Source organism: Bacillus sp. RSS_NA_20 (assembly GCF_020165915.1).
Taxonomy (GTDB): domain Bacteria; phylum Bacillota; class Bacilli; order Bacillales; family Bacillaceae; genus Bacillus; species Bacillus altitudinis.
The window spans coordinates 305,810-331,011 of sequence record NZ_JAIUKW010000003.1; the positions used below are offsets into that span (position 1 = coordinate 305,810).

The following is a 25,202-nucleotide window of genomic DNA, read 5'->3' on the forward strand; positions in this document are numbered from 1 at the left end:
TGCGTCTGTTTTTTTATTTACCAGCTCTTGATTGTCAAAAGCGAGTGAATCTGTTACATTTTTTCTCAATACCTTCTTTTGATGTTTTCATGAACTTTCAAAAATCACTTGAATATTTCGGAAGACCGCTGTATATTACTTAGTTGTTTCATCAAAATATTTATGATATATGACAAGTGGTCATCTATTATCGAAAAGAAAGGAATGCAGGGACAAAACCAATGAAACTTGGAGCCCGTATTTTAAAAACTGGTATTGCCATTGTACTCGCGCTTTACCTGGCAACATGGCTTGGGTTGCCGACACCCGTCTTCGCGGGAATTGCAGCTGTATTTGCTATCCAGCCATCTATTTATCGATCATTTTTAACGATTGTTGATCAAGTGCAAGCCAATATTATTGGAGCAGCACTTGCCATTACGTTCGGTCTGCTTTTTGGCACAGGACCAGTCATCATCGGCTTAACTGCCGTCATGGTCATTGCGATTAATTTAAAGCTGAAGATTGAACACACGATTCCGATTGCACTCGTAACCGTCATCGCGATTTTAGAAAGTGCAGGGGATCATTTCCTTTCCTTTGCCTTAATTCGAACAGCAACTGTGGTGTTAGGCGTACTTTCTTCATTTTTAGTGAATTTGATTTTCCTGCCGCCAAAGTATGAAACAAAGCTTGTTCATCACATTATGGAAAATACGGAGGAGATTTTAAAATGGATCCGTCTGAGCTCCAGACAGTCTACTGATCATTCCACTTTAAAGGATGACATCGATCAAATAAAAGAACGCATGATCAAATTAGATCACATTTACTTGTTATACAAAGAAGAACGAAGCTATTTAAAGAAAACAACTTATGTCAAATCTAGAAAGCTTGTTTTATTCAGACAGGCAATCATGACGTCTAATCGAGCGCTGTACTTGCTGAAAAAGCTTCATAAATTAGAAAATGAAATTCATTTGATGCCAGAGCATTTCAGAGAGAGCTTAACAGATGAGATTGATTATTTACTTTATTGGCATGAACGTACCTTGATGAAGTTTGTTGGAAAAATGAAACCGCAGGACGATGAATTTCAAAATGAATGCTCTCTTCGTCTTGAAGCATTAACGAAATCATTTATTCAGCACCAGCAAAATCAAGAAAACGACTTGCTGGATTACAATATGCTGAATGTGATGTCGAGTATTATTGAATACCGTGATGAATTGGAGCATCTAGATACTTTGATTACAAGCTTCCAAACGTATCACCCAAAAGATAGTGAGATTGAGACAGAAGAAAAAGAAGCTTAAATCGAAAAGCCCGATTCTTAGAATCGGGCTTACATTTTTGACAAAGGGCTAAAATGATCTTTATTTAGCCCTTTGTCTTCTTTTCAGCGTAATTGAAAACCCTTGAAATCAAGGAAGGACGAGTACCGGAGCGGAGCGAATCTGACATTCGTGAGCACCGGCACGCAGGACTAACAACGAATGCGAGGGTTTGCCTACACGCTGTGACCGATTCTTAGAATCGGTCTTATTTTATTTTCTTCATTTTAGGATCAAGGGTGTCTCTTAATCCATCTCCCATCAAGTTAAAGCCAAGAACCGTCAGCATGATCGCAATCCCCGGGAAAAATAAAGTCCATGGCGCTTGTACGAGATAAGGTCTCGCATCGGCAAGCATTTTCCCCCACTCTGGACTTGGCGCTTGTGCACCTAATCCTAAAAATCCTAAAGCCGCCGCTTCAATAATGGCTGTACCAATCGCAAGCGTCGCTTGAACGATGACCGGCACCATACTATTTGGCAGAATGTGACGAAGAACGATGCGGCGGTGTGACATCCCGACTGCCTTTGCTGCTAAAACATATTCTTCTTGCTTAATGCTCAGCACCTTTGAACGAACCAGCCGGCCAAATGTGGGGACGTTAATAATCGCTATGGCAATTAGGGCATTTTGTAAGGAAGGTCCTAAGATGGAAACAATCGCAATCGCTAATAGAATGCTAGGAAAAGCGAGTAAAATATCAAATAGTCTTGAGATGACAGCATCCAGTAATCTACCGCCGTAACCTGCCATCAACCCAAGCAATGTCCCTAAAATAACCGACCCGAGAACGGAGAAGAAACCCACCCATAATGAAATCCGAGCTCCATGCACGACTCTAGAAAATATGTCTCTCCCGAAATCATCCGTACCAAACCAATGCGCAGCTGAAGGGGCACTAAATCGCTCGCCTAGTGACTGCTCGTTGATTCCATAAGGAGCAATGAGCGGTGCAAAGATTGCTAGGATCAGAAATAAAAAGACAATCACAGTGCCAATGACCGCCAGCTTGTGCTGAAAGAACAGTTTCATCGATTCAAGAATCAGTGATTGAGAGCGTTCTTCCTTTTGTTTAGGTGCTTGAAGCTCTTTTTGCGCTTCCATGTCGTCACTCTCCCTTCACTAGTATTTAATCCTCGGATCAATGACTGCATACAAGATATCCACAATGAAATTGATCAGCACAAATATGAGCGCAACAACAAGAATGCCAGTTTGAATGACAGGATAATCACGATAGCTAATTGCATCGTAAATATATCGCCCAATTCCCGGCCAAGCAAAGATCGTTTCTGTTAAAATGGCTCCGCCTAGCAAGAGACCTGTTTGAAGACCAATAATCGTTAAAATCGGAATGAGCGCATTTTTCAGCCCATGCTGATAAATGATGAAAAATGAACGTACCCCTTTTGCTTTTGCTGTTCGAATAAAATCTGAATGAAGAACTTCCAACATACTTGCCCTCGTAATCCTTGCAATAATCGCAGCAGGAATCGTTGCGAGAGCGGTACTTGGTAAAATTAAATGCTTGATGCTGTCAAAGAATTGATCAAATCGTCCTTGCAAAAGCGTGTCCAACGTATGGATATAGGTGATCGACTCTACCGGATTTCTGACGTTTTCTCGTCCTGTAGTCGGCAAAATACCTAATTCAATCGAGAATAGCCACTGTCCCATTAAGCCTAACCAAAAAATCGGCATGGACACCCCAATGAGAGCAATAAACATGGCCACATAATCAAAGAAAGAATGTTTAAACCATGCACTAATGATTCCGGCATTCACACCGACAATAATCGCCAGCAACATAGCGAAGAAAGTCAATTCTAATGTAGCGAATAAGTAAGGCTTCATTTCCTGGGCAATAGCCGCTCCTGTTCGTATGGAAGTCCCTAGATCGCCTTTTAAAAGCCCCAGCATGTAGTGACCATATTGTACGTACCACGGCTGGTCTAAACCAAGCTGAATCGTCAATTGCTCTACTGCTTCTTTCGTTGCCCGCTGTCCTAAGATGACCTGCGCCGGATTTCCAGGGATAAACCGAATAATAGAAAATACAACTAAGGTCATTCCGATCAGTACTGGAATGAGCATTCCTGCTCGCTTCATACAATAAGCAAACAAACAGCTTTCACCGCCTTTTCATTGTTTGGATAAGGGAGATCGAACGATCTCCCTTATTTGCTTATTCGAAATATACGTCAGTCAATGCTTCGGAACCAGTCGGATGCGGCTGGTAGCCTTTTAAATCTTTAGATGCGGCGAGCATTGGAATTGAATGGACTAATGGAATCCAAGGTGCTTCATCATGAATGATTTCTTGAGCTTCTTGATATAATTCATTTCGCTTCTTTTGATCCGTATCGGTCTGAGCTTCAATGAGGATGTCATGCATTTTATCGTTTTGGAAGAATGTATAGTTGTTACCGCCAATACTGTCTTTATCTAATAATGTATAGATGAAATTATCAGGATCGCCATTGTCCCCTGTCCATCCTAATAAGAACACATCTGCTTCGCCTTTACTTGCTTTATCTAAATAAGTCGCCCAATCATATGTGACGATTTCGGCTTTGACACCAACTTTTTCAAAGTTTGACTGAATGATTTCAGCTACCTTCATCCCGTCTGGCATATATGGACGCGGCACAGGCATTGCCCAAAGCTTGATGCGAAAACCGTCAGGGAAGCCTGCCTCTTTCAATAGTTCTTTTGCTTTTTCCGGATCATATGGATATGGCTCAATCTCGTCATTGTAGCCTTCTAATGACGGAGGAAGTGGATTTTTTGCTGGTTCAGCAAGCCCTCCATAAAACGACTCGATGATTGATTCTTTATCAACTGCATAATTTAGTGCCTGACGAACCAACTTGTTATCAAGCGGCTTTCTAGTCACTGTCAGCCCGATATAACCCACGTTCATGGATGGTCTCTCAATCAGCTGGAGCGCTTTGTCTGTTTTAATGCCATCTAAATCGGACGGATTGACGCCATCCATTAAGTCGATTTCGCCTGTTTTAAGCGCATTTAAACGAGCAGAGTTTTCAGGAATAGAGCGGAAGATGATTTGTTTCAGTTTTGGTTTATCTTTTTGCCAGTAATCTTCGTTCTTTTCTAAGACAATACGGTCGCTCTGCTTCCATTCTTTAAACTTAAATGGTCCTGTGCCCACTGGGTTTTCTCTAAATGAATCACCGCTTTTTTCAACTGCTGCAGGACTAGCGATACCAAATGGTGACATGGCGATGTTTTTCAGAAATGTTGCTTGCGGGCGTTTGAGTTGAAATTCAATTTCATGCTCTCCTTTAACGATGATGTCTTTAATGACATGCCCTTTATCTTTTTTATAGCCGCCAAACATGCCGTAGTAAGGAAATTTTTCGGCATCTCCATTCATCCAGCGGTCAAAGTTGAATTTCACTGCTTCTGCATTAAAGTCTGTGCCATCGTGAAATTTCACACCTTCTCTTAAGAAGAACGTGTACGATTTTCCGTCCTTCGCAACATCCCATTCTGTTGCGAGGCCCGGATGGATAGTCGTGTCTTTTTCACCGTAATTCAAAAGCTTTTCAAACATATTCTCTGTGACCTTGAAGGTTTCGCCTTCTGTTGTTGTAATCGGATCAAGTGACGTAGAGTCCCCTCCTCTGCCAAATACGAGAGTGTTTTTGGTGGCTTTTTCTTCTGATGTTGATGAAGATGAACAGCCCCCTAAAAATAACGCAAGTGCCAGCACAAAAATGAAACTACTGAATAACCATGTCTTCTTCATTGTGTTCCTCCTTTTGATATAAATAGCACGCAGCTGCATGGCCTGTTTCCTCCTCATACAAAGGCGGAACATCTTGCAAGCATTGCGCCCACCTTTTTGGACATCTTTTATAGAAAGGACAGCCATCTTCTGACACCAGGGTGGATTCTTCCGCTGACACATCCTGCGTTTCCAGCACGTGATCCATATGTGGAATGGATTTCAGAAGAAGCGATGTATAAGGATGAAGCGGCTTGTGAAATACGTCCTCCGCAGGACCCATTTCTACAATACGGCCAGCGTACATCACTGCAATTCGGTCGCTCATATACTTGACAACGCCTAGATCGTGAGAAATAAACAAGTACGTCAGAGAAAGCGTCTTTTGCAATTCGAGCATTAAATTCAATATTTGCGCTTGAACCGATACATCTAAAGCGGAAACTGGCTCATCGGCAATCACAAGACTTGGATGAGTAATGAGCGCCCTAGCAATTCCAATACGCTGCCTCTGACCGCCGCTGAATTGGTGCGCATAACGGTCTCCATAGGATGGGTCAAACCCAACAATGTGCAGCATCTCTTTTACCCGCTTTTGTCTTTCTGCTTTTGTTCCATGTTTATGAACAATGAGCGGTTCTTCTAAAATGTCTTTGATTTTCATTCGTGGATTTAAGGAAGCGTATGGATCTTGGAAAATCATTTGAATGTCTTTTCTGAAGGAACGCATGTCTCGTTCTTTCAGAAGCGTCACTTCTTTTCCTTTCATTTGGATTGAGCCAGAAGTCGGTTCGATTAATCTCATTAAGCTTTTGCCAAGGGTTGATTTCCCGCAGCCAGATTCGCCCACAATGCCGAGCGTCTCTCCTTCTTTCACGTGAAAGGACACTTGATTTAAAGCCAAAGTCGTCTGTTTGTGTTTAGAAAAAAATGCCGATGTGTCATAACGCTTCGTCAGTTGATTCACTTGCAACAGTGGGTGATTCAGTGTCTTCTCCTCCTTCCATTAGAAAACATGCGACGCGGTGATTGTGTGAAATGGATTGTAAAGATGGGTCTTTTTCAAGACATTGCGTCATTTGATATGGACAGCGTGGTGCAAATTGACAGCCGGACTGAATAGCTCCTGGCTTAGGTACATGACCCGCAATAGACATGAGTTTTTCTTTTTTCTCTTTAAATGATGGAACAGAGGCGAAAAGACCTTTCGTGTAGGGATGGAGAGGTTTTTGGAAAATACGGTCAACGGTTCCTTCTTCTACGATTCGACCGGCATACATAATCATGACACGCTGGCATATTTGCCGCACGACGCCTAAATCATGAGTAATAAATAATATAGCGGTGTCCATCTCTTCATTTAACTTTTTGAGCAAACGAAGAATTTGTGCTTGGATGGTGACATCAAGTGCAGTCGTTGGTTCATCTGCAATCATGAGCTTTGGGTGACACAGCATCGCCATCGCAATCATCACACGCTGACGCATGCCGCCCGATAGTTCATGTGGATATTTTTTGAGTAATGACGCTGCTTGTTTCAGGCCAACCGTTTGAAGCAAATCTACCGCCTTCACTTTTGCTTCTTTTTGGTTGATAGTCTGATGTGTGAAAAGGGCTTCTGTCATTTGCTTGCCGATGGTCATGAGTGGATTGAGAGAAGTCATGGGTTCCTGGAAAATCATTGAGATGTCATTCCCTCTGACCTCTCGCCATTGTTTCTCCGACAGTGACAGCAGGTTTTGACCTTCAAATTGTATGTGACCTGTTGTTTCTGTTTGGTGATTCAGCCCCATTAAAGACATGGATGTGATGCTTTTCCCGCAGCCAGATTCGCCCACAATACCTAAGGTTTCTCCTTTTTGAATAGAGAATGAGATGTCATGGACGATCGGCACTCTCTGCTTTTTTTGCTGAAAGGCAATAGACAGCTGTTTGACATCTAGCAATACTTCTTGTTCTTTCACATCTTCACCACCCCGTCATACTTTTTAAAATTGTATTGAGACAAGCTGGGAAATATGTCATGTTTTTGACAAGCATAAAAAAGCCTATCCGCTAGAATCGGATAGGCTTCTACTAATTTAATGTTTGAATGGTAAATAGATGGCGATAGTGGCTGTCTCGGTTCATTAACTCCTCATGTGTTCCTTTTTCCACAATCTCGCCTTGCTCCATGACCACAATGAGGTCCGCATGTGTAATCGTTGATAAACGGTGCGCAACAATAAAAGTTGTGCGATCTTTTGCCAGCTTTTGCATCGCTTCTTGAATGTAATGTTCACTTTCTAAATCAAGTGCAGACGTCGCTTCGTCTAAAATAAGCAGCGGTGGATTTTTAAGAAATACCCTCGCAATTGAAATTCGTTGTTTTTGACCGCCTGATAGCTTTACGCCACGTTCTCCTACCTTTGTGTCATATCCTTCAGGAAGAGACATGATGAACTCATGGGCATTAGCCGCTTTGGCCGCCGACACAATTTTCTCAAAGGATGCTTCCGGGTCTCCCACAGCGATATTTTCTTTAATGGTGTCACTGAATAAGAATGTATCTTGGAGCACCATCCCGACTTGATTCCGCAGGCTTCTTGCCTTGTACTCTTTAATATCAATGCCGTCAATTTCGAGTGATCCGCTTGTGACATCATAAAATCTTGGAATTAAACTGACGAGTGTCGACTTCCCTCCGCCGCTCATTCCTACAAGCGCAACGGTTTGGCCTTTTTCTACTTTCAAGGAGATATTGTGTAAAATCTCTTCCTGTGTATGTTCGTAACGGAACGACACATCTTTAAATTCTACCTCTCCTTTTAAGTGATTGGCTTCTTTTGCATTCGGCTTGTCTGTTACTTCATACGGTTCATCAATAAACTCAAAAATACGATCCATTGATGCTACTGACTGAGTTAAAGTCGTCGATGAGTTAATGAGACGGCGAATCGGGTTGTACATCCGATCAATGTAGCCGACAAAGGCAATCATTGTCCCAATTGAAAGCGACCCGTTAATGACGGTATAACCAGCAAAAGCAATGATGAGCAGCGGCGCAATGTCTGTGATCGTATTGACGACAGCGAATGTTTTGGCATTCCAATTCGTATGATTGATCGCTTTGTTTAAGAAATTTTTATTTTCATCGTGAAAATTCTCTTGTTCGTATTCTTCAATCGCAAAGCTGCGAATGACAGGCATTCCTTGTACTCGCTCATGCAGGTGCCCTTGTACCTCAGCCAGTGCCTGCGACCGCTCTTTTGTCAGCTTGCGAAGCCGTCCGTAAAAATACTTCACTGCTAACGCATACAGCGGAAAAATAATGACAGACACAATGGTGAGTTTAAGATCCAGTGTACACATAATGGCTATCACAATCAGGACGGTCATCAAATCAAGCCAAATGTTCATAAGCCCTGTGATGACAAATTCCTTTGTTTGCTCCACATCGTTGATGACCCTTGAAATAATTTCCCCTGTTCTCGTGTTGGCGTAATAACGAAGGCTCAACTTTTGAATGTGCGAGAACAGTTTTTCCCGAATATCAAATAATACTTTACTGCCTGTCCACTGCGCATAGTATTGTCTGTAGTACTCAACAGGCGGTCTCATCACTAAAAATAATACAAGCATGATTCCCATAATAATAAAGAGAGTGGATGTTTTTTCTTCAGCCGATCCAGAGCCTTGAATCACATCATCAATGACATACTTTAAAAGCAGAGGCAATGTTAAGGGGATCGAGAACTTAATCATTCCGATCACCATTGTCAATGCAATCTGTTTTTTATACGGTGTTACAAAAGCCATGTAACGTTTTATGACCCCCATGTAAATCTCCTTCCCAATCTATCAGTGCCTCTTATCCGTACGCAATCAAAAACCTGTTGGCTTTGAAAAGCCAAACAGGTTTTAGCTGCTGTTACTTATTTTGTATAACGCAAAAAACGTTCATACCACATATCCACAAATTCTGGAGCAAACGGTCCCTTCCGCTGGTGAATCCAATGCAGTAATGTATTTAGATGCTCTCGTAAGATACTATCGATTTCTTTTGGATAATTCATCTGCCTCTTATGATCTGCATATTCATCCTCATCCAAAATATTATACGTCATGTCCGGAAAGACTTTGACATCTAAGTCGTAATCAATATACTTAATCGCCTCTTCATCTGTCGCAAAAGGAGAGCTGATGTTGCAGTAATAATACACCCCATCATCTCGAAGCATCCCAATGACATTAAACCATTGTTTTGCATGAAAATAGCAAATAGCCGGTTCTCTTGTCATCCATGTTCGGCCATCGGATTCAGTCACCATTGTTCGATCGTTTGCACCAATGATACACAATTCCGTTGCTTTCAGAATGGTGGTTTCATTCCAAATCCTGTGGATCAAGCCATTATGTTTATAGCTTTGAATTTGGATGGTTTCTCCTTCCTTGGGATAGCCCATATTTTCTCCCCTACTTTCTATAACAAACAAACCTAACAGTCCAAAGACCTAATTTCCCAACTAAACATGTCTCTATTATATTATACCGTTACATCATTAAAAAATGAAATGAAAAAGCCATTCAACCCAATTGAACGGCACACTCTTTTACATGACGGTTGAGCTCTTCTCCATTTGTTTATACGAATTGATGACTTGTTCAGTCTGTTTTGTAAATAGTGTTTGGACTTTTTGCAGTTCCTCTCGTTTCTGTTTGATTTGATCATGAAGCTTATGCCGCTCTTCCTTTTTTTCACCTTGCAGCAATTGTTTTTCTGTCTCTAAGTACAGATCAAGTTCTCCTTGTACATCGAGCAGCTGATCCATAAGCTGCATTTGTTCTCTGACAAGCTGATCGAAATCAGACATCTAACTCCTCCCTTTCATTCGTATCGACTTTTTGTATCTATACCATTTCTTGAAAGAAGGAAGAAGTCCTTTGACTGTTTATGTAGAGGTTTTACAGGTTTTGTCGGATGGTGGGGAGAGGCAAAAAGAAAAGCACTTCATTCGTAGATGAAGTGCTTCCCTTTGTTTCAGTGATTAGCTGTTTTGTTGTTTGTTTTGCTCAGCTTTTTGGTTGTATTTTTTTACGTGCTGTGCGTCAGTCTCGCTAGCAAATTCAGTGCCATATTGACCGCCTTGTGCAGCAGCTTGGTTTTGTTTTTTCACTTGTTGTGCGTTTGTTTTGTTTTGTTGTTTATCCATCATTATCACCTCCACGCACATTAATTTGTGCAGAAGGTGTACATCTTATTCATAATTTTTTTAAACAAGCAAAGAACGTCCGCCATCGACGATAATCGTCTGTCCTCTAATCATATCTGCTTTGCCTGATACAAGGAATTCTACACTGTCGACCATGTCTTTAATTTCCACCATACGGCCTGCTGGTGTATTTTTCTTAGCGTCTTCTAATAGCTCTTCACGATTTGGGAAGTGCTTGAGTGCATCTGTATCAATGGCGCCGCCTGATACGGCATTCACGACGATATTTTTTTGTGACAGCTCAACGGATAGGTAGCGTGTCAACGCTTCTAGTGCTGCTTTAGATACACCGACCACCGTGTAGTTTTCAAGGTAGCGGATAGAGCCTAGTGAGCTAATGCTGACGATATGTCCGCCGCCGTTTTTCTCCATTAATTTGGCTGCTTCTTGTCCGCAGAATAACAAGGCTTTCGCATTGATATTCATGGTCCAGTCCCAATGATTTTCTTCAAGATCCATGATTGGGCGCTGAACGCCAGATGCCGCATTGTTCACAAATACGTCTAAACGGCCAAACGTTTCGTCAATTTGCTGGAACATGTCTTTGATTTTCTCTGGCTGACCAACGTTGGCTTTGACAACTAATGTTTTAACACCCATCGCTTCAATTTCTTCAGCTGTTTCAAGTGCTGCTTTTTTGCTTCTTGCATAGTTAATGACAATGTCATATCCTTTTTCAGCCAGGCGAAGGGCTACTTCTTTCCCAACACCTCTACTGCTGCCTGTAATTAGTGCACATTTACGCTTGTTCATTATGGTTCATCTCCTGATTTGAATAGTTTTCGTCCATTCGCTTCACACTAATAGGAAAGTTCCTATTAGGAGGTTACATTCATGTATGTCGGACGCGATTTAAGCCAGCTTGGCATGATGTCAAAGGATCAATGGAAAGATACTGAGCTTGCTTTTTTTCATCATGCTTTCCAACAAATTTTACCTTATTTAAACGAAGAAGGGCAATCTAAGTATCGAGAAATCATTTCTGAAATTGAAAACCGCGGGGGTCTGCACCGAAATGAAGCCGATTATACCCATGGTACAACGGTTAAATATGACTAGGCTGTTCAAGTGCCATCTTCCATATTTTTTGATGTGAGACTGGCAAAGCATATGCCTCAAATTCTTCTGTTGTGACTTTTTTCAGCATCGTGTCATCAGATACAGAGGTCACACGTCCAAAGAAAACAGAAATATTCCAGATGAGGTGGGTAAATACATGTTGAATGGTGCCTTCTAAATCACCAAGTTCTGCTTGTACACCCGCTTCCTCTTTTAAGAAATCAATCAGCTGCTCTTTTTCCGTTTTTCTTCCCTTCATTGTTTCCATGTTTGGGAACTCCCATAAATTCGCAAGCAGACCTGTACTTGGACGCTTATGAATATAGAGGTGGCCTGCATCATCAAATAACACCACCGCTGCCATTGATTTCGCAGTCGGCTTTTTCTTTTTACTTTTCACCGGCAGCTCATGCTGAACGCCTTCCTCAAGTGCCGAGCAATGCATGTTTACAGGACAAATGAGGCATGCAGGAGAGGTTGGGGTGCAAATAAGCGCACCTAGCTCCATTAGCCCTTGATTGAATTCTGACGGCTTTTCCCGGGAAATGAGCTGATCAACCGCAAATTCGAAAATGTTTCTCGTTTTTGGTTTTGCAATATCATCCCATATGGACAAGATACGGGAAATGACCCTCATCACGTTGCCGTCTACCGCAGGGTATGGCTTGTTATAGGCGATACTCAGCACTGCGCCGCTCGTATATGGGCCTACACCTTTCAGCTTTGAAAATTGTTCTTTCGTATCAGGAACAACGCCCCCGTAGGATTCATAGACTTCTTTCACAGCTGCCTGTAAATTACGCACTCGTGAGTAGTAGCCAAGACCTTCCCATGCTTTCATGACCTTTTCTTCATCAGCTAAAGCAAGATCCTTCACCGTCGGGAATTGCTCCATAAACCGATTGAAGTACGGAATGACCGTATCCACTCTCGTTTGCTGGAGCATCACTTCTGATACCCAGACGCGGTATGGATCTTGATTTTCACGCCATGGAAGTGTACGTTGTTCTTTTTCATACCAATCGATTAAATCATGCTGAAAGCCCGCAATATCTTTGCGGTCCAGCTTTTCTTGAATGTCTTTCATATCTATACTCCTTCTCATTGGACCGAGGGCTAACGTTCTGAAAAGAACCTTATTTGTTGTATACTGTTTGTAGATACGTTAACATGTTACATTAAATCGGGATAAAGCAAAAGTGATTTTGCACATAGTCTTGATGAGAGACGTATACTTTGTATGATTGTTCCTAAGCATGACAACTAGGAGGTAATCAATTGGATACTGGTACTCATGTAGTAATGGGCATTTCTCTTGGGGGACTTGCGCTTTTAGATCCAGCCGTCAGCGCAGATCCACACATGGCACACGCCGTGATGATCGCGACCATCGCCGGCTCCCAAGCACCAGACATTGATACTGTGCTAAAACTAAAAAATAATGCAGTTTATATAAGAAATCACCGGGGATTTACTCATTCCATTCCGGCTGTACTGTTTTGGTCATTGCTAATTCCGGCTGTGATTTTCCCATTTGTGCCGGGGGCAAATTTACTTCACCTTTGGTTATGGACACTATTAGCCGTCGTGCTTCATGTGTTTGTCGATATTTTCAATGCTTACGGCACGCAGGCCATTCGTCCATTTTCAAAGAAATGGGTAGCGCTTGGGATCATTAACACGTTTGATCCGTTTATCTTTTTTACACATCTTGTCGCCATTGTCGTATGGGCGATTGGCGGACATCCCGGCTATACGTTCATTACGCTGTATGCCGTGATTTTCTGTTACTATATCGTCAGGGTCATTATGCAGCTTCAGATTAAACGTCAGCTTCGTGAACGATTCGATGAGATTGAGGAAATAATCATTTCGCCTACAATGAAGTTTAGACAATGGCGTATTGCTGTGAAATGTAAATCCTCTTTCCATGTTGGACGCAGTATGAATGGTGAGATTATCATTTTAGACACCTTTAACCGTGTGCCGGTCCCTGATACTGAGATTATGAAAATTGCCAAACAGGATGAAAACATTTCAGCCTTTCTCTCCTTCTCCCCTGTCTACCGGTGGGAAGTAGATAAATACAAGGATCATTATGAGGTACGGTTCATTGATTTGCGCTACCGCAGCAAAGGTCACTATCCTTTTGTTGCAATCTGCCATATCGACATGGACCACCAAATCAAAAATTCCTATACCGGCTGGATTTTCAGTGAAGAAAAACTGCAAAAAAAATTAAGACTCGGCTCTGTGTGAGCGAGTCTTTTTTTGTGCTTACATCTTCGTCATATATTCCACAATAAACTCCCAAAAGCCAGGTCCTTCTTGGTAAATCAGCCAGTCTACTTTTTCGATGAGTTTGATATAGAGTTCTTGTTCGAGGTCTTCTCTTTCTTGATATGCCGTGTTTTGTAGTTTCTTTTTGATCATGGGTGTGAAGGTTTCAATGAGTTCTTCCATTTCTCCATTGGTCATTTTGTCTTCTTGCACGGACATCTCCCCCTGTTTCTTCTTTTAGTTTGTTGAGCGCTTTTTTGTGGATGTTTGAGATGTTTTGTCTTGATTCGCCCAGCCGGTCGGCTATTTCCTTCATCGTTTGGCCTTCGACATAAATATGGGTTAAAACCATTTTTTGTTTTTCTGTGAGCTGCTGATAGGCCTTGTACAATCTTGGGTCTTGCAGGTGCTCCCCTAAGTCTTGTTGGTTAAAGAGCACAGCTTCATACGTATCTGTTTGAACAGGGTCTTTCACTTCTTGCGTATCAGGATGATCGAGTATGAGCGGAAAACGTTGCTGCTTTTTTTTCACTCGTTTGTCAAAGTCGACTGAAAAGATGCGGATCATTGTGGAAATATACTTGATGATGCGGATTTTTTGATAAAACTGCTTGAACTCGGAATCTAGTTTTTTCGCATTTTCTTCGTTTGGCTCTTCCATGACTTGCCGGAGCAACTGCTGGTTTTTAGGATTGCTTAAAAACTGCTGAATGAGCGGGTGGTCAACGATTTCCTTCCATTTTGCTTTCAATAACAGCCGATAATCCATGTGCATCCTCCCCTTTGTTCTCTCTACTTGCATTAAGTGGACAAAAGTTAAAAAAAGTAAACTTTGTGAAACGGGTCTAATGGTTCATTTTCTCCCCCTTTGATTTCCTATTTCTTCTTTCATACCACTTATAGAGAAGACGAGCATCCGCTGGGAGGTGAGACAAATGGAGACCTTTTTTTCGGAGGAATGGCTGAAGCAGCTCGGTCAGGCTGGCTTTCCTGCCATTTTGACGGTTTATTTGCTGACACGTTTTGAACGAAAGTTTGATGAATTAAGCAAACTCATCCAACGATTGGTCGCTGTTCAAAAAAATGATGAATCAGATTGACATCTTCTTGATTCGTTTCACCTTATGAAAGCGAGGGCGAAATGAAAGGCATTTTGTCACCTCACACAATACGATGTTGAAAGGGGATTTTATCATGAGTGAAAAGCAAAATGGAATACCACAGCCGATTCGAGGAGAAAAAGGAGCAACGGTCAAAATTCCACGTAATCTCGAGCGAGACAGACAAAACCCAGATATGCTCACGCCACCAGAAACCGATCATGGAACGGTTCCCAACATGAAATATTCTTTTTCTGATACGCACAACCGTTTAGAAAAAGGCGGCTATGCCCGCGAGGTAACGGTACGTGAACTGCCAATCTCTAAAAGTCTTGCCTCTGTGAACATGCGGCTAAAACCTGGTGCAATTCGCGAGCTGCACTGGCATAAGGAAGCGGAATGGGCGTACATGATTTATGGGGAAGCCCGAATTACATCGGTTGATGCAGAGGGGCGCAATTTTACAGAAGATGTAACAGAGGGTGATTTGTGGTACTTCCCTTCAGGCTTGCCGCACTCTATCCAAGCACTTGAACCGGGAGCTGAATTCTTGCTTGTGTTTGATGATGGATCTTTCTCTGAAAATAGTACGTTCCAAGTGACTGATTGGCTTGCCCATACGCCAGAGGAAGTTGTGCTCCAAAACTTTGGAATGACAAAGGAGCAATTTAAGAAGCTGCCAGAGAAAGAGAAGTATATTTTCCAAAAAGGAATTCCTGGTTCCCTTGAATGTGACAAGGTGAAAACAGAGCAAGGAGAGGTCCCGAATTCCTTTAAATATGAGCTGTTAAAACAGAAGCCAATTACGTCAAGCGGTGGACAAGTGTGGATTGCGGACTCTACCAATTTTAAAGCGTCTAAAACGATTGCATCCGCTCTTGTGAAAGTTGATCCAGGTGCCATCCGTGAGCTGCACTGGCATCCAAATACGGATGAATGGCAATATTTCATTTCTGGAAAGGCACGAATGACGGTCTTTGCTTCTGATGGACATGCAAGAACCTTCAACTATCAAGCGGGAGACGTTGGCTATGTGCCATTTGCGATGGGGCATTATGTAGAAAATACAGGTGACGAACCGCTTTATTTCTTAGAAATCTTTAAGAGCGATCATTATGCAGATATCTCGCTAAATCAGTGGCTTGCGGTCACACCGAAACAGCTTGTTTTGGATCATTTAGATCAAGGCGAAGAATTCTTGAAATTGCTTGATACTGAAAAACATCCTGTTATCGCTGCACCTAAAAAAGAGGATTAATTCCACCTTCCTGCAAAAAGGCTGTCCTTTTTGCAGGTATCTTCATGTAAAGGAGTGTTGTTTACCATGCAGCAACCTGTTCACGCTTTATGGCAAGGGCTGAAATGGCTCATGGCGGCGTCGGCTGTCTGTTACATATTTTTGTTGTTTTGTGTGCTGTTCTTTCATTTGACGGGTGCTTTTTATCATTCGATTTTATCGCTGCTACTGTTTATGGGCACCTATGTTGTACTTGGGATCTCTTTTGAACATCTGGAACACGTGCTCATGCGGTTTGTTCGTAAGTGTCGGTCCAAAAAACGATCCATCATTTTCTATGCCGTTTTATTTCACCTTTTGTTTATTTGGGGTGCTGTCTATGTATCAGACGAATTAGTTGACGGCATTTTGCTGACTACTTCTGAAGAAATTCTCTTTGCGCTAAGTCTTTGGTTATTTCATTTTTTGTTTGATTATGCGTCGTTTTCGTTTGATAAGGAAGCTTCGTGAGACGCTATCGTCTTTCTGTAGAGAGCGCTTGTTTGACCTGCTCCATATGATGGAGATCATGTTTAATCAAACCTTGAAAATAACTTGATAACGTCAATTCGATTTGACCGATCAGAAAGGGTGTAGTCCAGCGAGATGTTTCGATTTTCTTCATTTCTTGAAGCAATTATGTTCTGACAGCAATAAACCGCCCGATCGTCTCGCTTCTCTCTTCCTTTCTTGCTCTTTCGGCTGACTGCTGATTCATTTCATGCACATCAGGTGCCTGAGGTAACGCTTTATTGTTCCAAAATACCTTTAGGCGATCGTGTAAAATAAATTCATCCCATGGAACGAAATGTGCGATGATCTCAGCAATGCTCCACTTTCCATCAGCGATGGCGCTACGCCATTCTTCTTCTGTTACTTTCGTTAGTGACTGCACCCATTCAAGGGTGTGTTCATAGTGTTTTATCACGGTGTCTTTGTTCATGTTTTGTTATCCCCTTCATGTTTTTAAAAGAAGTTGATCAGAAATTGGTTAGTTTCATTCTTGCGAAATCATTTCTAACATATTATCATATACTTTAATTACCAAATGAAAAGGGGGGAATTGTGATACTCTGTCCTATATGAAAAAGCTTATTTTTTTGCACTGAAATAAACCGACCGGTCTGTTTATAAAAAGGGAGGAAAAATGATGAAATCTCAAAATGTGATCATTATCGGCAGTGGTGTAGCAGGATTGGCTACTGCTTTATTTTTAAAAAAGGCTGGAATGGAAAGTACGATTTATGAAAGCAGGTCAGATGAAGAATTAGAAACAGGAGCAGGTTTTTTACTCTCTCCGAATGGGGTAAAGATTTTGGATGGAATCGGGTGTAAAAATGAAGTGATAGCAAATGCAACCGTGATAAAGAAGATCCAGCAAATAAACAGTGAAAATGAAGTAGAAGCGATCTTTCACAATTATAGTGAAAAATATTATGATGCTCCTTTACTGAACGTCATGAGAGACCAAATCATCAAATCACTTTTAAAAGAAGTTCACCGCCAAGGAATAGAAGTGAAATACAACAAAAAGTTAACCTCGATCAAACAGCAGCCTCATTCCGTTCAGGTTCTTTTTGAAGATGAAACTGTGATAACAGGTGATATCGTAATAGGAGCAGATGGAACTTTTTCTAAAACAAGAGAGGCTATTGCGTTTAATGCTAAATTAGACTATAGCGGTTTTTGGGGACTACAAGGAGTATCGTTTGTAAAGGATTTTGTATTGGATGAGGCAACAAGTTATTTTTACAATGACGGAAACTTTCAATTCATTTTTGGGAAAGCGCATCCAACAAATAAAATGAATATTTTATGGCAAGCTTTCTCTCAGTGTACTGAGAAGTTACCTACAAAACATTTTGAGAAAGCCAATAAAGAAACCATCCGACAGTTATTATATAAACAAATGGAACATTGGAACATTCCTAAACATCTTTCTGACATCATCGATCATACAAACATGTTCTTTCCAAGAAGTATCTATGAAATAAAGGATTTTCCTGTGTGGTCAAAAGGACGTGTTGTTCTTGTAGGTGATGCGGTACATACGGCGAACCCTTTTGTTGGTCAAGGAGCATCGTATAGTCTAGAAGATGCCATGCTCATAGCAAAGATGCTAAGGGATCATGATTATCGAGATGCGTTCTATTATTATGAAAAGGATCGAAGAAAGAGGACAGAAGAATTGAATGCGCTATTTCAGCACATGAGTATTCAGAACGATATTGATAAAAAAATGAACGAATACACAATTGAATGGGATGAAGAAACTTACGTATGAGATGAAAGATAAAAAAAACACCACTTATGCTGAAAAGTGGTGTTTCTTGTGTTTTCTCCGTGCATAGAGGATCGCAACGATCAAACTGACGAGTGAAATCAATGCGAGAATTCTGATATAAGGCGGATAGTAGGTTAGCACGATCTCGTTTTTTCCTTTTTCTATTGGAAAACCGATAAACGCATAATTGGCTTGTTCAATATCGGTCTGCTGACCGTTTACTGTGAGCTCCCAGCCTTTTTCATATGGTACTGGCAGAATCATATAATCATCGCCGCGCTTGTTCTCATAAGAAATCGTAAAGCGGTTATTTTTAAGCTTCACCTGCTGGCTGCCATCATCCTGTTTTTCTTTTTCATATGCGCGCGCAAGGGTGCGGTAAGGCTCATGATACAGCTTTAATTGACTCAGCTCATACGTCCCTTTTGGCACTCGTATGGAAAGGATTTTTTCCGCAGGGACTCGAATCGTCACGTCATTAACGCCTGTTTTGTAGATAGACGTATTGCTTTTGCGTGATGTGACATAGTCATCCACAGATAACTGAAACCCTTCGTTACGGTCGGTCCGCTTCACATAAAAGCTCACATACACATCCCCAGCGCGGGCCATATCATCTGGAAGGGTGATATTCAGCCCGCCCTTTTTCCCGTATACATCAAGCACGCCATTTTCGTATACCGCTTGTTCAGTATGAATGTTTGTATCCTTTATTCGATCAGGCGATTGGTCGATTTCAGCATTTCCTTTTTTGTTTAAGATTACACCTTGCAACATCGCATGTTCTTTATCAAGTGCTGACGCATGCTCTAGTGACTTTTCTGAATAGACGGTACTCGTTGTTCTTGCAAATGGGAGCGGGCGTGTATTTTCATACACTTCATAATGTTCGCTTTCCAATATGGGCTTAAAATAAACCGGCGGTGAGAAAGACATCGATTTGTCTCTCATATAATACTTCCCGTAGGTCAGACTGTATAAATTCGCTCTGTTCCCCATTGTGGCATACCGGCTAACACTTTCCCGCCCCATATCAATTTGCAGGTCATTCCAGTAGAAATGGAGCAGATGCTGATTCAATATACTTGAATACGCACTCATGCCTTGAAAGCCTTCAAATAATGGCGTGTTGTTACGTACACCATTCATCCAATCAATCCGGGCAAGCGGATCATCTTTTGAGCGGTTTTGAATTTGCTGAATCAGCTTCATTTGCTCTGAACCCGCATACGCTTCGCTTTTCATATACGTATTTGAGACTTTCTTGATATTACTTCTTTCAGATAAGTAGCCCTGCTGATAAACACCTGCCGTCAATAAACTAATGATAAGCAAAACAGCAGAAAAAAGACGCAGGTGCAGACGTTTCCCCGCATGTATGGAAAGGAAGAACAAGCTGATCACAAGCAGTCCTATTCCGGTAAATACAACGACATCCATGTGTTCTGATAAAACGACAGTGAGGAGAAAAATGATCCAAGCGCCTAATACCGCACGCTTTTTCCACTTCCACTCGATTTGCGCAAAATGCTTGATCGTGATGGCAGCAGACGCTCCAACTGTAAAGGCAAGAATGTATTCAAACCTATACTGCGGTGCTGAAAAACCATTAAACACGCTCGCCATCTTTGGACTGTAGTGAAAAATGATCAGCAGAACACTGATCGATGTGAACATGAAAAACCATCTGTTCCGGTATAGCGGAACGAGGAACAGACAAATCAGAAAGATGACCGGCAATAAATACACCCTGCTTGTAAACAGCAGATGATCATGCAGCTCAAACCAAGGAATTGCCTGTTCATACGGCGGTCTTACATTATTGAGAAAGCCGTAAACAGACGGAATAAAAAAGGCAGCACTGATCCCAAACGATAACAGCGTAGAGATCGCAAGGGTCCAAAACACCTTCCAGCCTCGCTCCTCGCTTTGAAGCTTAATCATATATCTGAAGACAAGATAAATGGCTAAAAAGATAAAGTGAATGTAAGCAAAGTAAAAATTATTGATCAGCATGAGACTGCAAGCCGTAATAAACCAAGCCGGCTTGCCTGTTTTGAAAATACGTTCAACCCCGAGCACAAGCAGCGGAAGCCACATCATGCTGTCGGTGAAAAACTCCCAAAATGTTTGATGCCGAAAGTACACAATAGACAGTCCGTAAATACCGGCACCTGTCAGCGCCCCCAGCCTATGCTGCACAATCGAGAGGAGCACACGATATGCGATGAACAGAATGACTGTCAGCTTGATCACACTAAGCCAAATGACAGCATTTGCCCAAAAGTGAATGTCTGTTGACTGTACAAGGTGAAGCGCATTTAATAGCCAGACAACAGCGACTGTGACCATAAAGACCATCGACGTTGTAAAATAATAACCTAATTGTGTATATGTACCGCCGCCTAGACCAAATTGATAGGAATAAAAGAAGTTTCCTTTGACGTATTCGTCATACAGCAGCTTTTTAAACGGGAGCATTTGCGAAATGCCATCCCCATCTCCCGTCATATATCGGCCTTGCGTATATTCATATAAGAAAAAGGAGTGTCCTAATAAAGCGAGAATGAGGCACATTCCAATGAGTATCCATCTACGTTTCATCATCTAAATCCTTTCTACAAAAGATCCACTGTCCATTGAAACAAAACAACCCAGCAAGCGATTCGTGCTTGCCGGTTATTTGACTCCACATTATTTAAATAACTGTGTTAACACTCGGTCTTGTTCTTTTGAGCTTGTCTCTTGTTCCATGACATTTGATTCTTGAATTAAGTAATGCGGCCTCTTTTTCGTTTCATAGTAAATCCGGCCAATGTATTCTCCGATCACACCTAGACTCAAGAGCTGAACACCACCGAGGAAAAGCACAGCTGAGATTAAAGTGAAATAACCCGGTACCATGATGCCCGTTCTGACGATTTGAATAAAGGTCGCCACGATGTAAATCAAAGAGAGAAATAAGATCAAAATACCCGTATAAAAACAAATACGCAGCGGGCGGTTGTTAAAAGAAATAACGCCATCTATGCCATAGTTAAATAATTTCTTCAGTGACCATTTTGTATCACCGTGCTGTCTTTCCACATTTTCATAGTAGATGACCTTTTCTTCAAAACCAATCCAGCAAAAAAGCCCTTTTGAAAAACGATTTCCTTCTTTTAGTTGAAGCAATGCGTCGATCGCTTGACGGGATATTAAGCGGAAATCTCCTACACCATCACGCAAGTCCACTTCGACCACCTTGTTCATCACTTTATAATACATCGATGATAGGTAAGAACGAAGCTTGCTGTCCCCTTTACGGTTTCGCTTGGCAATGACTTGATGATAGCCTTCTTCGTAGCCTCTAACAAAATCCTGAATCAAATACGTCGGGTGCTGTAAGTCGGCGTCCATAATGATCGCAGCTTCCCCTTTTGCATGCTCAAGACCTGCTAAAATTGCAGCTTCTTTTCCAAAGTTACGAGAAAAGGAAATGTATTTGACTTTTGCACTTTTGAGAGAGAGCTCTCTCATGTATTGAAGCGTATTGTCTTTGCTTCCATCATTCACAAAGATGATTTCAAAGTCATAATGAAAATCGCGAAACTCTTCCTCGAGTGCCTCAAAGATTCGTCTGATGTTTTCACCTTCATTGTAAGAAGGAATTATAACAGAGAGCAGTTCCTGTACCATATCGCACCTTCTCTTCACTTTTTTCACATTGTCTGTTATGTTCATTATTCCTTTTTTGTCAGGGAACAAAACCCTTTTTTATTATCCATAAATTTCATGTATCCTTAATCGTTACATTATATCAGAGTTTTATTTCCAGTGATTTTCACCAACATGAATTTAATGTAATTTTAAGTTTATCCATTGTAAAAAGCCTGTAATTTTGATCACAGACTGGGTATTGTTTCATAAAATTGTTTGGTCAATTATATATTTTCCTGTTTGTTGAAAAAGATGAGTGGAAGTGAAAAGGGCAACCCTTTTAATGCAGCAGCCCTTTGTCGTTTTGTTGCAGATGCTCATTTGCCTTCGATTGTTTATTTTGAAATAAATGCAGCTGAGCGCCGTAGCTTTCGATCCATTCTCGGACAATCCGTTCAGTCGTTTCTTGTCCTTTATACTTGCGGCCAGCCTTTGCATAGGTTGTTTCAAAATCACTCCAAAGGAGCTCTACCCATGTACGTGCTTCTTCATATGTGAGCATATTGTTTTTTTCCATTAGTTGTTCGGTTAATCGCTCAAAATATTGTTCCATACTGGTTCCTCCTTCATCTAGCAGAAAGTGCCTTTTTAAAAAAATCTCTTTTTTCATATACTACCCTTACGTCTTCAAAAGACGCAAATGATTTGTATTGTTTGGAGGGAATCAGTATGCGTAATAAAGCAAAGGGCTTTCCAAATCAAGTGAATCACAAGTTTGAAGGCGAACCAGGGGCCACAGATGCTTATGCGTCTAAAAGGCCGAACGGTGAGACGAATACACGTCCACAGGAACGTATGAGGGCATCAGGGAAACGCTAATTTTTCCAAAGGGAGTGCTTGAGATATGAGTTCAAATGGGAAATCGTATATGGAAGACTTTGTTCAATTAAGAACAACCGCTTACCCTCAACCATGGGCGAATGCTAAACATTCTGCCTCTCAGGTCAACGGAGAAACGCAGCAAACGCAGCACGACATCGTACTTCAGAACAACGTCCGTAAACAACGTTCGAAGTAAAGAAAAGGACTGATCTCTAGGGATCAGTCCTTTTGCGTAAGCATTGAAATCGGCAGGGCATCTTCTTTATTTGGCGCTGATACTCTGTAGCCCCAAGCAAAAACCCCATTTAAATACTCCACATAAAACTGCTCGTCTGTATCTTTGATGTGATAGGTCGTTTTCGTCTGAATAGTAGCTGGATCTAATAAATAGGCTTTCGCCATGTCAATTTTCCGCTCCAACACGGCATATTCATTCACAATGCCTAGCTGCTCAGCCTTTCTTGCTTTTTCAGAAAGAGCGGCAATCTCCTGCTTTAATTCGTATTCTGTCATTTCACTATAGCGTTTTTCCATCTGTCATTCCCCTTTGTCTAAAACGTGATCAATTGTATCAAGATCAAATCCTTTTCGGTAAAGGAATTGCTTTACTTTCATTTTTTTCTCAAATGATCCGTCATAACCTACCTTGCGTTTTGCCTTCTCAAGCATATAGTGAAGGGCTTCTTCTTCCTTTTCCTCTTCCTGTCCATCATAGGCTTCTTGAAGGGCTTTATCAATGATATCAAATGAAAATCCTTTTCGCTGAAGCTGCAATTTGATACGCTGTTCAATTTCTTTTGCGGACCGGTTTTTCTCTTTCTTAACCAGCTTTAGTACTTGTTTCACTGCTTCCTCTAGCTGCAAATCATTTGGATATTGCGATAGTGCTTGTTCGATGGTGTCATCGTCTATGCCTTTCAGCTTTAATTCTTTTTTTAGCACTGACGGGCCTTTGCTATTCGTTTTTCGGTGGGTGCTTACATACGCTTCTGCAAATTCAAGATCATTTACATACTTATAATGTTTTAATTTGTGTATAATTTCACTAATAGCAGGTGCTGGTATGTCTTTTTTCGTCAAATAATCGGTGACTTCTTTCACTGATCTCATCCGATACGATAAATAATCGACGGCCTGCTGAAATCCTTTTTTTACTGCATCACCGAATTGAATCTCTATGATATCGGCTTCGTCCAGCTCTTTTCCCTTTTTCAAATCATGCTGGACGAGCACATCTAGATCAACGCTAAAAGCGTACTTTTCATCAAGAAAGATGTTCACGCGTTCTGTATTGTTTTTCTGAGCAGAGATTTTCGTAATATAGGGCATCCTGTGATCACTCCTTTTTTCAAACAGTCAGGATGTTTCTTCTGATTCAAAATCGTGAAAGATATAGGTATGTATATGAGAGGAGAAGATGTCAATTGAATATCGCCATTACCGGAGGAACCGGGTTTATCGGCCAGCATGTCACAAAGGTGCTCGCAGCTGAAGGACATCATCTATATATTTTAACAAGAAATCCAAAGGAATCCGAACAAAATCATTTACATTACGTGCAGTGGCTGACAGATGGTGCTAAACCTGAACATGAATTGCCTGCGATTGATGTATGGATTAACCTTGCTGGAAAATCCATTTTCACACGCTGGACGGACAAAGCAAAAAAAGGCATTCTCTCCAGCCGTATTCAATCCACACAAGAAGTGAGACGCATTATAGAAGCGCAGGAATCGAAACCATCTGTGCTCATTCAAGCAAGTGCTGTCGGTATCTACGGCACTTCCAAGACAGAAGACTTTACGGAGGAGGCCCCTCCAGCCGATACAGACTTTTTAAGTCATACGTCAAAACTTTGGGAAGCTGAAGGGCAAAAAATTGAGGCGCTCGGTATTCGCACAGTTTATACACGCTTTGGGGTAGTGCTAGGAGAAAAAGGCACACTTCCTCTTATGACCTTGCCATACAAGCTGTTTGCTGGTGGAACGATTGGCTCTGGCTCGCAATGGGTATCTTGGGTTCACGTGGAGGATGTAGCACATCTCATTGCGTATGCCATTGAGCATGAACACATATCAGGTCCACTCAATGTCACGTCTCCAAATCCTGTTCAAATGAAGCAGCTGGGACAAACTATTGCATCTACCCTTCATCGCCCTCACTGGCTGAAGGTGCCGTCCTTTGTCATCAAAACCGCACTTGGCGACATGTCATTGCTTGTATTAGAAGGTCAACGTGCTCTGCCGAAAAAGGCACTGCTGTCTTCTTATGAATTTTTACACCCTGAGCTAAAAGAAGCGATTTTGCATTCAGAGGAATAAATTTTGTCAAAAACACCCATCCTATTAAAAATGAGATGAGGGGG

28 protein-coding genes and 1 pseudogene are annotated in these 25,202 nt (G+C 41.6%); 10 read left to right on the forward strand and 19 right to left on the reverse strand.

Going from position 1 to position 25,202, the window contains the following annotated elements:
• Positions 1-221 precede the first annotated feature (221 nt).
• Positions 222-1,295: an FUSC family protein gene (locus LCD32_RS01780; protein ID WP_007496742.1), complete on the forward strand. Its 1,074-nt coding sequence runs from the start codon at positions 222-224 to the stop codon at positions 1,293-1,295.
• A gap of 226 nt (positions 1,296-1,521) precedes the next feature.
• On the opposite strand, the gene LCD32_RS01785 is transcribed toward LCD32_RS01780, so the two are convergent.
• The 10 genes and pseudogenes from LCD32_RS01785 to fabL form a co-directional block, all read right to left on the reverse strand.
• The gene (locus tag LCD32_RS01785) at positions 1,522-2,418 is read right to left on the reverse strand and encodes an ABC transporter permease (protein WP_007496739.1); all 897 of its coding nucleotides are present in this window, start codon (positions 2,416-2,418) and stop codon (positions 1,522-1,524) included.
• 18 nt (positions 2,419-2,436) lie between these two features.
• The gene (locus tag LCD32_RS01790; protein WP_007496737.1) at positions 2,437-3,438 is read right to left on the reverse strand and encodes an ABC transporter permease; all 1,002 of its coding nucleotides are present in this window, start codon (positions 3,436-3,438) and stop codon (positions 2,437-2,439) included.
• 61 nt (positions 3,439-3,499) lie between these two features.
• Positions 3,500-5,086 carry an ABC transporter substrate-binding protein gene (locus LCD32_RS01795; RefSeq protein ID WP_060780904.1) on the reverse strand — a complete coding sequence of 529 codons (1,587 nt, stop codon included), beginning with the start codon at positions 5,084-5,086 and terminating at the stop codon, positions 3,500-3,502.
• Positions 5,061-6,038: an ABC transporter ATP-binding protein gene (locus tag LCD32_RS01800; RefSeq protein WP_082181635.1), complete on the reverse strand. Its 978-nt coding sequence runs from the start codon at positions 6,036-6,038 to the stop codon at positions 5,061-5,063. The genes LCD32_RS01795 and LCD32_RS01800 overlap by 26 nt, the downstream gene beginning before the upstream one ends.
• Positions 6,007-7,029, reverse strand: a complete 1,023-nt coding sequence (locus tag LCD32_RS01805; protein ID WP_060780902.1) for an ABC transporter ATP-binding protein — start codon at positions 7,027-7,029, stop codon at positions 6,007-6,009. Before LCD32_RS01805 ends, LCD32_RS01800 begins: the two co-directional genes overlap by 32 nt.
• A gap of 112 nt (positions 7,030-7,141) precedes the next feature.
• On the reverse strand, positions 7,142-8,884 hold the full coding sequence (locus LCD32_RS01810; RefSeq protein WP_008341950.1) for an ABC transporter ATP-binding protein: 1,743 nt from the start codon (positions 8,882-8,884) through the stop codon (positions 7,142-7,144).
• A gap of 95 nt (positions 8,885-8,979) precedes the next feature.
• The gene (locus LCD32_RS01815; protein ID WP_008341956.1) at positions 8,980-9,510 is read right to left on the reverse strand and encodes a DUF402 domain-containing protein; all 531 of its coding nucleotides are present in this window, start codon (positions 9,508-9,510) and stop codon (positions 8,980-8,982) included.
• Positions 9,511-9,657: 147 nt separating this feature from the next.
• Entirely contained in the window at positions 9,658-9,918 is a 261-nt protein-coding gene (locus tag LCD32_RS01820; protein WP_025206975.1) for a YgaB family protein, read from the reverse strand.
• Positions 9,919-10,092: 174 nt separating this feature from the next.
• Positions 10,093-10,242: pseudogene (locus tag LCD32_RS01825) on the reverse strand (gamma-type small acid-soluble spore protein); the annotation flags it as partial.
• 75 nt (positions 10,243-10,317) lie between these two features.
• A complete protein-coding gene (fabL, locus tag LCD32_RS01830) occupies positions 10,318-11,070 on the reverse strand; it encodes an enoyl-[acyl-carrier-protein] reductase FabL (RefSeq protein ID WP_007496726.1) in 753 nt (250 codons plus the stop codon).
• An 81-nt stretch (positions 11,071-11,151) separates the two neighbouring features.
• Here fabL and LCD32_RS01835 point away from each other — a divergent pair, with 81 nt between their 5' ends.
• On the forward strand, positions 11,152-11,376 hold the full coding sequence (locus tag LCD32_RS01835) for a hypothetical protein (RefSeq protein WP_008341962.1): 225 nt from the start codon (positions 11,152-11,154) through the stop codon (positions 11,374-11,376).
• Here LCD32_RS01835 and mutY read toward each other — a convergent pair.
• The gene (gene mutY / locus LCD32_RS01840) at positions 11,363-12,463 is read right to left on the reverse strand and encodes an A/G-specific adenine glycosylase (protein WP_039167932.1); all 1,101 of its coding nucleotides are present in this window, start codon (positions 12,461-12,463) and stop codon (positions 11,363-11,365) included. The genes LCD32_RS01835 and mutY overlap by 14 nt on opposite strands.
• Before the next feature lie 191 nt (positions 12,464-12,654).
• Here mutY and LCD32_RS01845 point away from each other — a divergent pair, with 191 nt between their 5' ends.
• Complete coding sequence (locus LCD32_RS01845; protein WP_039167934.1) at positions 12,655-13,635, forward strand: metal-dependent hydrolase; 981 nt, start codon at positions 12,655-12,657, stop codon at positions 13,633-13,635.
• A gap of 18 nt (positions 13,636-13,653) precedes the next feature.
• Here LCD32_RS01845 and rsoA read toward each other — a convergent pair whose 3' ends face one another.
• On the reverse strand, positions 13,654-13,875 hold the full coding sequence (rsoA, locus tag LCD32_RS01850; protein ID WP_152035164.1) for a sigma-O factor regulator RsoA: 222 nt from the start codon (positions 13,873-13,875) through the stop codon (positions 13,654-13,656).
• Positions 13,823-14,425 (reverse strand): sigma-70 family RNA polymerase sigma factor, encoded by a 603-nt coding sequence (locus LCD32_RS01855; RefSeq protein WP_060780901.1) that lies wholly within the window; start codon positions 14,423-14,425, stop codon positions 13,823-13,825. The genes rsoA and LCD32_RS01855 overlap by 53 nt, the downstream gene beginning before the upstream one ends.
• Positions 14,426-14,591: 166 nt before the next feature.
• Here LCD32_RS01855 and LCD32_RS01860 point away from each other — a divergent pair, with 166 nt between their 5' ends.
• From LCD32_RS01860 to LCD32_RS01870, 3 genes are all read left to right on the forward strand, one after another.
• Positions 14,592-14,756 (forward strand): YvrJ family protein, encoded by a 165-nt coding sequence (locus tag LCD32_RS01860; RefSeq protein ID WP_003217819.1) that lies wholly within the window; start codon positions 14,592-14,594, stop codon positions 14,754-14,756.
• A gap of 94 nt (positions 14,757-14,850) precedes the next feature.
• On the forward strand, positions 14,851-16,014 hold the full coding sequence (locus LCD32_RS01865; RefSeq protein WP_060780900.1) for an oxalate decarboxylase family bicupin: 1,164 nt from the start codon (positions 14,851-14,853) through the stop codon (positions 16,012-16,014).
• Positions 16,015-16,080: 66 nt separating this feature from the next.
• Positions 16,081-16,503: a regulatory YrvL family protein gene (locus tag LCD32_RS01870; RefSeq protein ID WP_060780899.1), complete on the forward strand. Its 423-nt coding sequence runs from the start codon at positions 16,081-16,083 to the stop codon at positions 16,501-16,503.
• Between the two features lie 166 nt (positions 16,504-16,669).
• Here LCD32_RS01870 and LCD32_RS01875 read toward each other — a convergent pair whose 3' ends face one another.
• Entirely contained in the window at positions 16,670-16,975 is a 306-nt protein-coding gene (locus LCD32_RS01875; RefSeq protein ID WP_224562608.1) for a DinB family protein, read from the reverse strand.
• A gap of 207 nt (positions 16,976-17,182) precedes the next feature.
• Between LCD32_RS01875 and LCD32_RS01880 the strand changes: the two genes are divergently transcribed.
• Positions 17,183-18,316, forward strand: coding sequence for an FAD-dependent oxidoreductase (locus LCD32_RS01880; RefSeq protein WP_060780898.1), 1,134 nt, complete (start codon positions 17,183-17,185; stop codon positions 18,314-18,316).
• A gap of 24 nt (positions 18,317-18,340) precedes the next feature.
• Here LCD32_RS01880 and LCD32_RS01885 read toward each other — a convergent pair whose 3' ends face one another.
• From LCD32_RS01885 to LCD32_RS01895, 3 genes are all read right to left on the reverse strand, one after another.
• Positions 18,341-20,923, reverse strand: coding sequence for a YfhO family protein (locus LCD32_RS01885; RefSeq protein WP_224562611.1), 2,583 nt, complete (start codon positions 20,921-20,923; stop codon positions 18,341-18,343).
• Between the two features lie 87 nt (positions 20,924-21,010).
• Entirely contained in the window at positions 21,011-21,994 is a 984-nt protein-coding gene (locus LCD32_RS01890; protein ID WP_060780897.1) for a glycosyltransferase family 2 protein, read from the reverse strand.
• A gap of 301 nt (positions 21,995-22,295) precedes the next feature.
• Positions 22,296-22,568, reverse strand: a complete 273-nt coding sequence (locus LCD32_RS01895) for a YfhJ family protein (protein ID WP_017366871.1) — start codon at positions 22,566-22,568, stop codon at positions 22,296-22,298.
• 116 nt (positions 22,569-22,684) lie between these two features.
• Between LCD32_RS01895 and LCD32_RS01900 the strand changes: the two genes are divergently transcribed.
• Positions 22,685-22,834, forward strand: a complete 150-nt coding sequence (locus LCD32_RS01900; protein ID WP_003217849.1) for a small, acid-soluble spore protein K — start codon at positions 22,685-22,687, stop codon at positions 22,832-22,834.
• Between the two features lie 25 nt (positions 22,835-22,859).
• The gene (locus LCD32_RS01905; protein WP_003217811.1) at positions 22,860-23,033 is read left to right on the forward strand and encodes a YpzG family protein; all 174 of its coding nucleotides are present in this window, start codon (positions 22,860-22,862) and stop codon (positions 23,031-23,033) included.
• A 23-nt stretch (positions 23,034-23,056) separates the two neighbouring features.
• Here LCD32_RS01905 and LCD32_RS01910 read toward each other — a convergent pair whose 3' ends face one another.
• Positions 23,057-23,371, reverse strand: a complete 315-nt coding sequence (locus LCD32_RS01910; RefSeq protein WP_007496702.1) for a YfhH family protein — start codon at positions 23,369-23,371, stop codon at positions 23,057-23,059.
• 3 nt (positions 23,372-23,374) lie between these two features.
• Positions 23,375-24,166, reverse strand: a complete 792-nt coding sequence (gene recX / locus LCD32_RS01915; RefSeq protein WP_017358838.1) for a recombination regulator RecX — start codon at positions 24,164-24,166, stop codon at positions 23,375-23,377.
• Positions 24,167-24,261: 95 nt separating this feature from the next.
• Here recX and LCD32_RS01920 point away from each other — a divergent pair, with 95 nt between their 5' ends.
• Positions 24,262-25,158 (forward strand): TIGR01777 family oxidoreductase, encoded by an 897-nt coding sequence (locus tag LCD32_RS01920; protein ID WP_047947011.1) that lies wholly within the window; start codon positions 24,262-24,264, stop codon positions 25,156-25,158.
• The last annotated feature ends 44 nt before the right edge of the window (positions 25,159-25,202 follow it).

Coding starts and splice junctions, on each gene's coding strand:
- LCD32_RS01780 (WP_007496742.1), top strand. CDS start 222: ATGAAACTTGGAGCCCGTATTTTAAAAACTGGTATTGCCATTGTACTC.
- LCD32_RS01785 (WP_007496739.1), bottom strand. CDS start 2,418: ATGGAAGCGCAAAAAGAGCTTCAAGCACCTAAACAAAAGGAAGAACGC.
- LCD32_RS01795 (WP_060780904.1), bottom strand. CDS start 5,086: ATGAAGAAGACATGGTTATTCAGTAGTTTCATTTTTGTGCTGGCACTT.
- LCD32_RS01810 (WP_008341950.1), bottom strand. CDS start 8,884: ATGGGGGTCATAAAACGTTACATGGCTTTTGTAACACCGTATAAAAAA.
- LCD32_RS01815 (WP_008341956.1), bottom strand. CDS start 9,510: ATGGGCTATCCCAAGGAAGGAGAAACCATCCAAATTCAAAGCTATAAA.
- LCD32_RS01820 (WP_025206975.1), bottom strand. CDS start 9,918: ATGTCTGATTTCGATCAGCTTGTCAGAGAACAAATGCAGCTTATGGAT.
- fabL (WP_007496726.1), bottom strand. CDS start 11,070: ATGAACAAGCGTAAATGTGCACTAATTACAGGCAGCAGTAGAGGTGTT.
- LCD32_RS01835 (WP_008341962.1), top strand. CDS start 11,152: ATGTATGTCGGACGCGATTTAAGCCAGCTTGGCATGATGTCAAAGGAT.
- mutY (WP_039167932.1), bottom strand. CDS start 12,463: ATGAAAGACATTCAAGAAAAGCTGGACCGCAAAGATATTGCGGGCTTT.
- rsoA (WP_152035164.1), bottom strand. CDS start 13,875: ATGTCCGTGCAAGAAGACAAAATGACCAATGGAGAAATGGAAGAACTC.
- LCD32_RS01855 (WP_060780901.1), bottom strand. CDS start 14,425: ATGGATTATCGGCTGTTATTGAAAGCAAAATGGAAGGAAATCGTTGAC.
- LCD32_RS01860 (WP_003217819.1), top strand. CDS start 14,592: ATGGAGACCTTTTTTTCGGAGGAATGGCTGAAGCAGCTCGGTCAGGCT.
- LCD32_RS01865 (WP_060780900.1), top strand. CDS start 14,851: ATGAGTGAAAAGCAAAATGGAATACCACAGCCGATTCGAGGAGAAAAA.
- LCD32_RS01870 (WP_060780899.1), top strand. CDS start 16,081: ATGCAGCAACCTGTTCACGCTTTATGGCAAGGGCTGAAATGGCTCATG.
- LCD32_RS01875 (WP_224562608.1), bottom strand. CDS start 16,975: ATGAACAAAGACACCGTGATAAAACACTATGAACACACCCTTGAATGG.
- LCD32_RS01880 (WP_060780898.1), top strand. CDS start 17,183: ATGAAATCTCAAAATGTGATCATTATCGGCAGTGGTGTAGCAGGATTG.
- LCD32_RS01885 (WP_224562611.1), bottom strand. CDS start 20,923: ATGATGAAACGTAGATGGATACTCATTGGAATGTGCCTCATTCTCGCT.
- LCD32_RS01890 (WP_060780897.1), bottom strand. CDS start 21,994: ATGGTACAGGAACTGCTCTCTGTTATAATTCCTTCTTACAATGAAGGT.
- LCD32_RS01895 (WP_017366871.1), bottom strand. CDS start 22,568: ATGGAACAATATTTTGAGCGATTAACCGAACAACTAATGGAAAAAAAC.
- LCD32_RS01900 (WP_003217849.1), top strand. CDS start 22,685: ATGCGTAATAAAGCAAAGGGCTTTCCAAATCAAGTGAATCACAAGTTT.
- LCD32_RS01905 (WP_003217811.1), top strand. CDS start 22,860: ATGAGTTCAAATGGGAAATCGTATATGGAAGACTTTGTTCAATTAAGA.
- LCD32_RS01910 (WP_007496702.1), bottom strand. CDS start 23,371: ATGGAAAAACGCTATAGTGAAATGACAGAATACGAATTAAAGCAGGAG.
- recX (WP_017358838.1), bottom strand. CDS start 24,166: ATGCCCTATATTACGAAAATCTCTGCTCAGAAAAACAATACAGAACGC.